General features: G+C 68.2%; 5 protein-coding genes. 4 read left to right on the top strand and 1 reads right to left on the bottom strand.

The features are described from left to right. Positions 1 to 10 precede the first annotated feature (10 nt). Positions 11 to 2,080 (bottom strand): bifunctional 2',3'-cyclic-nucleotide 2'-phosphodiesterase/3'-nucleotidase, encoded by a 2,070-nt coding sequence (locus G3O00_RS39025; protein ID WP_206146185.1) that lies wholly within the window; start codon positions 2,078 to 2,080, stop codon positions 11 to 13. A 305-nt stretch (positions 2,081 to 2,385) separates the two neighbouring features. Between G3O00_RS39025 and G3O00_RS39020 the strand changes: the two genes are divergently transcribed. The 4 genes from G3O00_RS39020 to G3O00_RS39005 form a co-directional block, all read left to right on the top strand. Further along, entirely contained in the window at positions 2,386 to 3,510 is a 1,125-nt protein-coding gene (locus G3O00_RS39020; RefSeq protein WP_174936180.1) for an ABC transporter permease, read from the top strand. Continuing rightward, on the top strand, positions 3,507 to 4,421 hold the full coding sequence (locus G3O00_RS39015) for an ABC transporter ATP-binding protein (RefSeq protein ID WP_206146184.1): 915 nt from the start codon (positions 3,507 to 3,509) through the stop codon (positions 4,419 to 4,421). Before G3O00_RS39020 ends, G3O00_RS39015 begins: the two co-directional genes overlap by 4 nt. 18 nt (positions 4,422 to 4,439) lie before the next feature. Next, entirely contained in the window at positions 4,440 to 5,369 is a 930-nt protein-coding gene (locus G3O00_RS39010) for an MlaD family protein (RefSeq protein WP_174936183.1), read from the top strand. A 38-nt stretch (positions 5,370 to 5,407) separates the two neighbouring features. Continuing rightward, the coding region (locus G3O00_RS39005; RefSeq protein ID WP_206146183.1) for an ABC-type transport auxiliary lipoprotein family protein at positions 5,408 to 5,890 on the top strand (483 nt) is incomplete at its 3' end.

The raw sequence follows: 5,890 nt of genomic DNA, 5'->3' as shown, positions 1-5,890 counted from the left end.
ATCGCGGGCCTCATTGGGTGAGGTCGATTTCGTAGGTGGCGAGGTTCTTGCCCGAACCGTCGTCGGCCACGACCTGCGTGATGCCGGTCAGGCCGGCCGCCGCCGCGTCGCCGAGGCGGTTCGGCGCGGACGCGAACTGCACGTGCGCGACCGAGCTCGCGAGCTTCGTGAAGCGCCAGCTGCGCTGTGCGCCGTCGGCCACGCGCGTGATTGCGCCGCGCTTCTTGACGAACGCGATCAGCACGTCGCGGTTCGCATCCGGCGACGCGAAGATCGTCTTGCTGCCGTCGAGGCCCGGGAAGTTGCCGCCGCCGCTCGCGCGGTAGTTGTTGGTCGCGACGATGAACTGCGCGTTCGGGTCGATCGCCGCGCCCTTGTACGTCAGGTTCTTGATCCGGCTGCCGACCGGCTGCGTGACGTCGATTTCATACGCGAGATCGGCCGACGTGAACATGTCGAAGTTGTAGCCGGGGAACGTGCTGACGAGCTGCTGCACGGTCGCCTTGGTCGGGTCGATGCGGTTGAAGCGCTTGGCCGCGGTTTCGAGCCAGTTCTTCACGTCGGCGCCGCTCACCTTCACCGCGTACACGGTGTTCGGGTACAGGTACAGGTCGGCCGCGTTGTTGATCGCGAGCGCGCCCGGCGCGACGTCGGTGTAGTCGGTGCCGCCGCCGAAGCCGCTCTTGAACGGTGCGCTGACCGACAGCACCGGCAGCGACGCGTATTGCGGCAGGTTCGCCTGCACGTAGGTCTTCACGTAGTCGGCCTGCGCTTCGTTGACGATCTGGATCGCACCCGGATCGCCGACATCGGCGAAGTACGAGTTCATCCGGTAGTCGGTCGAGCCGATCGGCGTCTTCACGTAGTCGATCGTTGCCTGGTGCTCGGCGGCGATGGCGGCGGAAACCGACGGATCGGCCGCGACGTAGCTCTTGTCGGCGTTCTGGATCGGGCGCGCCTCGACGGTCGTCTGCGACTTGTCGACGCTCCACGTCTTGCCGTCGAACTTCAGGCCGAGCTTGATCACGCCGAGGTGCTTGCCCCAGTAGTTGGCCATCACGGTTGGCACGCCGTTGACGGTGCCCTTGACCTTGTCGACACCCGGCAGGTTGAACTGCGACACGGTGCTGTTCGCGTCCGGGAACACCTGGTGCGAATGGCCGATCAGCATCGCGTCGATGCCGGTCACCTTCGACAGCCACCAGCTGCCGTTCTCCATCGTCGGCGAATACGCGGAATTGTCGAGGCCGCCGTGCGAGATCGCGACGACGAGATCGGCGCCCTTCGCACGCATCTCCGGAACGTACTTCTCGGCGGCTTCCTTCAGGCCGGTCGTGTAGACCTTGCCGTCGAGCCAGCGCTTGTCCCAGTTCATGATCGCGGGCGGCGTGAAGCCGATGATGCCGATCTTCACGGGCGCGCTGACCGTCTTGCCGTCCGGCGTCGTCGCCGTCACGGTGCGGATCAGGATCGTGTACGGCGTGAACAGCGGCGCGTTGGTCTTCGCGCTGATCACGTTCGCGAGCACCTGCGGGAAGTTCGGGCCCGCGCACTTCTTCTGCTGGGCCGGCGCCGGCAGGCCGTCGACCTCGAACGTGTTGCCGGTCACCTGCGACAGGTACGGCAGCCCGTAGTTGAATTCGTGGTTGCCGATGCCGCCGCCGTCGAATTTCGCGGCGTTCATCACCTTGTAGATCGCGAGCGTCTGGTCGCAGCCGACCGGCTTCACGAGCGCCTGGTAGTCCGACAGCGCCGTGCCCTGGATCGTGTCGCCGTTGTCGAGCAGCAGCGTGTTCGGATACTGCTTGCGCGCCTGTGCAATCAGCGTCGACACGCGCTCGAAGCCGAGCGAATTGTCGGCGGCGAGCTTGAAATAGTCATACGACAGCACGTTGGTGTGCAGGTCGGTCGTCTCGAGCAGGGCGAGCGTGGCCGTCGTGCCGACAGGCGCCTGGGCGGCCGGCGGCGTCACCGGCGGCGAGGTGACGTCGTCGCCGCCACAGGCGGCGAGGATGAAGGCGAGGCTGGCGAGCGCGGCGATGGCCGGCACGCGACGGCGGGAAAGCAGGGGGAGACGCATCGGTTGTCCTGTTCGGTGTTCTGTTTTATGAAATGCGAGTACGCAACGAATGGCGGCGCGGGGCGCCGACGGCCTGATGTGCGGCGCGTGAGAGTATCGAAAGGAAACGTGACGGAAGAATGAAAGGTGGTGAAGCCGGCAGCGGGCAGGGGGCGACGACGACCGCGCGCACCCCGGGGCGGGCGACTCGGCCAGGCGTCTCCGGCCCGGCGCTCCAGCCTGGCGTCCCCACGGAAATCCTCACGTCGCGTCGCCGGGCGGTTCGCTACAATGACCGCTGTCACCTTTTTGCAAACAACCTGCCCTTGGACTTCGAGACTCCTCCCGGCCTGTCGGTCGACGCCGGCGGCCAGGGCCAGACGGTGCGCCTGTACGGCCAGTGGACCGCGCTCGCGCTTGCACGCAATCGCGGCGCGGTGGCGCGTCGTGTCGCGAGCATCGCGTCCGGGCGTGTGAGCGAATGGGATTTGTCCGGCATCGAGCGGCTCGACCACGTCGGCGGCCAGGCGCTGTGGCGCGTGTGGGGCCGCAAGCTGCCGGCCGGCGTCGCGTTGAGCGTGACGCAGCGCACGATCTTCGAGCGCATCGAGCGGCTCGACAGCGAGCGCGAGGCGCCCGAGCGCGTGGTGCGCTTCGATCCCGTCACGCGGCTCGGCCAGGCGATCTTCGGGTTCGGCGAACACCTGCAGGGCGGCATCGCGATGTTCGGCCTCGTGATCCTCGATGCGCTGTCGGTGCTGCGCCGCCCGAAGACGATGCCATGGAAGGAAACCTCGGCGAACATCTACAGCGCCGGCGCGCAGGCGCTGCCGATCACCGCGCTCGTCGCGTTCCTGATCGGCATCGTGCTCAGCTACCTGTCCGCGCAGCAGCTGCAGATGTTCGGCGCGAACCGCTACATCGTGAACATCCTCGGGTTGTCGGTGATCCGCGAGCTCGGCCCGGTGCTGTCGGCGATTCTCGTCGCGGGTCGCTCGGGCTCGGCGATCACCGCGCAGATCGGCGTGATGCGCGTGACCGAGGAGCTCGACGCGATGCGCGTGATGGGCATCCCGCACGGGCTGCGGCTGATCCTGCCGCGCGTGCTCGCACTCGGCATCGCGATGCCGCTGCTCGTGATGTGGACCAACATCGTCGCGCTGACGGGCGGCGCGCTCGCCGCGAAGCTCGTGCTCGGCATCGACGTCAATTATTTCGTCCGCTCGCTGCCGGGCGTCGTGCCGATCGCGAACCTGTACATCGGCGTCGGCAAGGGCATCGTGTTCGGCATGCTGATCGCGCTGGTCGCCTGCCATTTCGGTTTCCGGATCAAGGCGAACTCGCAGAGCCTCGGCGAAGGCACGACGACGTCGGTCGTGTCGTCGATCACGGTCGTGATCCTCGCCGACGCGGTGTTCGCGATCCTGTTCCAGAACGTGGGGCTCGGATGAACGCATCGAACGAAACGACCGCGCACGCCGCGGCCATCGGTGCCGGGTCGGTCGGTACCGGGCCGGCGGCGTCGGCCGATGCCGACGACCTCGTGATCGAGGTGCGCAACCTGACCAAGCGCTACGGGCGCAACATCATTCACCAGAAGCTCGACTTCGACGTGCGGCGCGGCGAGATCGTGTCGATCGTCGGCGGCTCGGGCTCCGGCAAGACCACGCTTGTGCGGCAGATTCTCGGCCTCGAGCGGCCGACCTCGGGCACGATCAAGGTGTTCGGCGAGGACACGGCGACGATCGACGACGCGAGCGCGCGGCTGATGCGCACGCGCTCCGGGATGCTGTTCCAGCAGGGCGCGCTGTTCTCGTCGATGACGGTGTTCGACAACGTCGCGCAGCCGCTGCGCGAGCTCGGCCGCGTGCCGCCGGATCTGCTGCACGACATCGTGATGCTGAAGCTCGAGATGGTCGGGCTGCCGTGCAAGCACGCGTCGAAGATGCCGGCCGCGCTGTCGGGCGGGATGGTCAAGCGGGTCGGCATCGCGCGCGCGATCGCGCTCGAGCCCGAGCTGCTGTTCCTCGACGAGCCGACGGCCGGCCTCGATCCGCAGGCGTCGGACGAATTCGTCGAGCTGATCGCGACGCTGCACCGCACGCTCGGGCTGACCGTCGTGATGGTGACGCACGATCTCGACACGATGGTCGCGCTGTCGACGCGCGTCGCGGTGCTGGCCGACCGCAAGGTGCTGGTGGCTGCGCCGGTCGAGGAAGCCGCGAACGTCGACCATCCGTTCATCCACGAATATTTCCTGGGGCTGCGCGGGCGCCGCGCATTGCAGGCGCTGCCGCCCGAGCGGCGCGCGAAGCTGCCGAAGGCGGCCCTCGAACCGGCGCTGTCGAGCGTCGAGCTGTAGGCACGAAGGAATCCGCGAATGGAAAACAAATCACATGCGTTCTGGGCCGGCCTGTTCACGATTGCGCTGACGCTCGCGATCGCGGGCACCGTGTTCTGGTTCAACGTCGACCGCACCGTGCGCGTGCCGTACGACCTGCTCGCGCGCACCAACGTGACGGGGCTGTTCCCGGACGCGGCCGTGCGCTTTCGCGGCCTCGACGTCGGCAAGGTCCAGTCGATCGGCTTCGATCGCTCGCACCCGGGCCAGATCCGGATCCGGATCCTCGTCGACCAGGACGCGCCGATCACGCAGTCGACCTACGGCAGCCTCGGCTTCCAGGGCGTGACGGGCATCGCGTTCGTGCAGCTTGAAGATACGGGCCGCGACCTGGCGCCGCTGCCTTCTTCGACCAAGGCGATCGCGCAGATCCCGATGCGGCCGAGCCTGTTCGACCAGATCCAGGAGCGTGGCGACGTGCTGCTGCGGCAGCTCGAACTGGCGGCGAAGAGCGCGAATGCGCTGATGTCGCCCGAGATGCGCGAGCAGTTGCGCGCGACCGCCGAAAGCCTGCAGCACGCGGCCGATGGCGCCACCACGCTGACGAAGCAGCTCGGCCCGGCGGTGACCGCGCTGCCGGAAACGATGCACGAGGTGAACCGCGCGATGGCGTCGGCGAACACGCTGCTGCAGCCGAACGGGCCGCTCGTGTCGAACCTGAACAAGGCCGGCACGGCCGCCGAGCAGATCGGCGTCGCGCTGAACGGGCTCAACGCGCGCGTGCAGTACGACACGCTGCCGCGCTTCAATGCGCTCGCCGGCAGCGTCGGCGACGCATCGCGGCAATTGAAGGACGTGGCCGGTGAACTTGGCCGCAATCCGCGCAGTCTGTTGTTCGGTTCGCCCGGCGCGGCGCCGGGTCCCGGCGAGCCGGGCTTCGTCTGGCCGGGTGCGACGGCCGGGCAGTGATACCCATCGAAACCGGAAACATCATGCAGGAACACGCCATGCCACGAATCCTTGACCGCGCGCTGCGTCCCGCCGCGGCCGCGCTTGCCGTGCTGACGCTGTCGCTCGCGGCCGGCTGCGCCGGCAACAGCGCGGTGCTGTCGAATGTCCGCTATGACCTCGGGCCGGCCACGTCGGTCGTGACCGCGGGCCCGGGCCCCGCGCTGAAGGTGCTCGACGTCGCCGCGCCCGACGCGCTCGACTCCGACAAGTTTGCCTACCGCCTCGCGTACGTGGACGCGCAGCACGTGGCCGTCTATCGCGACAGCCGCTGGACCGCGCCGCCCGCACAACTGCTCACGCAGCGGCTGCGCGGCGCGCTGTCGTCGCGCGGCACGGTGCTCGAAGGGTCCGACGGCGTGCGCGCGCCGACGCTCAAGGTCGACCTGAACGAATTCGAACAGGTGTTCGACGGCCAGTCGCAGAGCCACGGCGCCGTCACCGCGCGCGCGACGCTGACGCTGGACGGCAAGGTGCTCGGG

This window comes from Burkholderia sp. Ac-20384, from assembly GCF_017104605.1.
GTDB lineage: Bacteria > Pseudomonadota > Gammaproteobacteria > Burkholderiales > Burkholderiaceae > Burkholderia > Burkholderia lata.
This window is presented reverse-complemented; position numbering and strand designations above follow the sequence as displayed.

Bases quoted from the DNA above. Each gene is read 5' to 3' on its own strand.
- G3O00_RS39025 (WP_206146185.1), bottom strand. From the start codon at position 2,080: ATGCGTCTCCCCCTGCTTTCCCGCCGTCGCGTGCCGGCCATCGCCGCG.
- G3O00_RS39015 (WP_206146184.1), top strand. From the start codon at position 3,507: ATGAACGCATCGAACGAAACGACCGCGCACGCCGCGGCCATCGGTGCC.
- G3O00_RS39010 (WP_174936183.1), top strand. From the start codon at position 4,440: ATGGAAAACAAATCACATGCGTTCTGGGCCGGCCTGTTCACGATTGCG.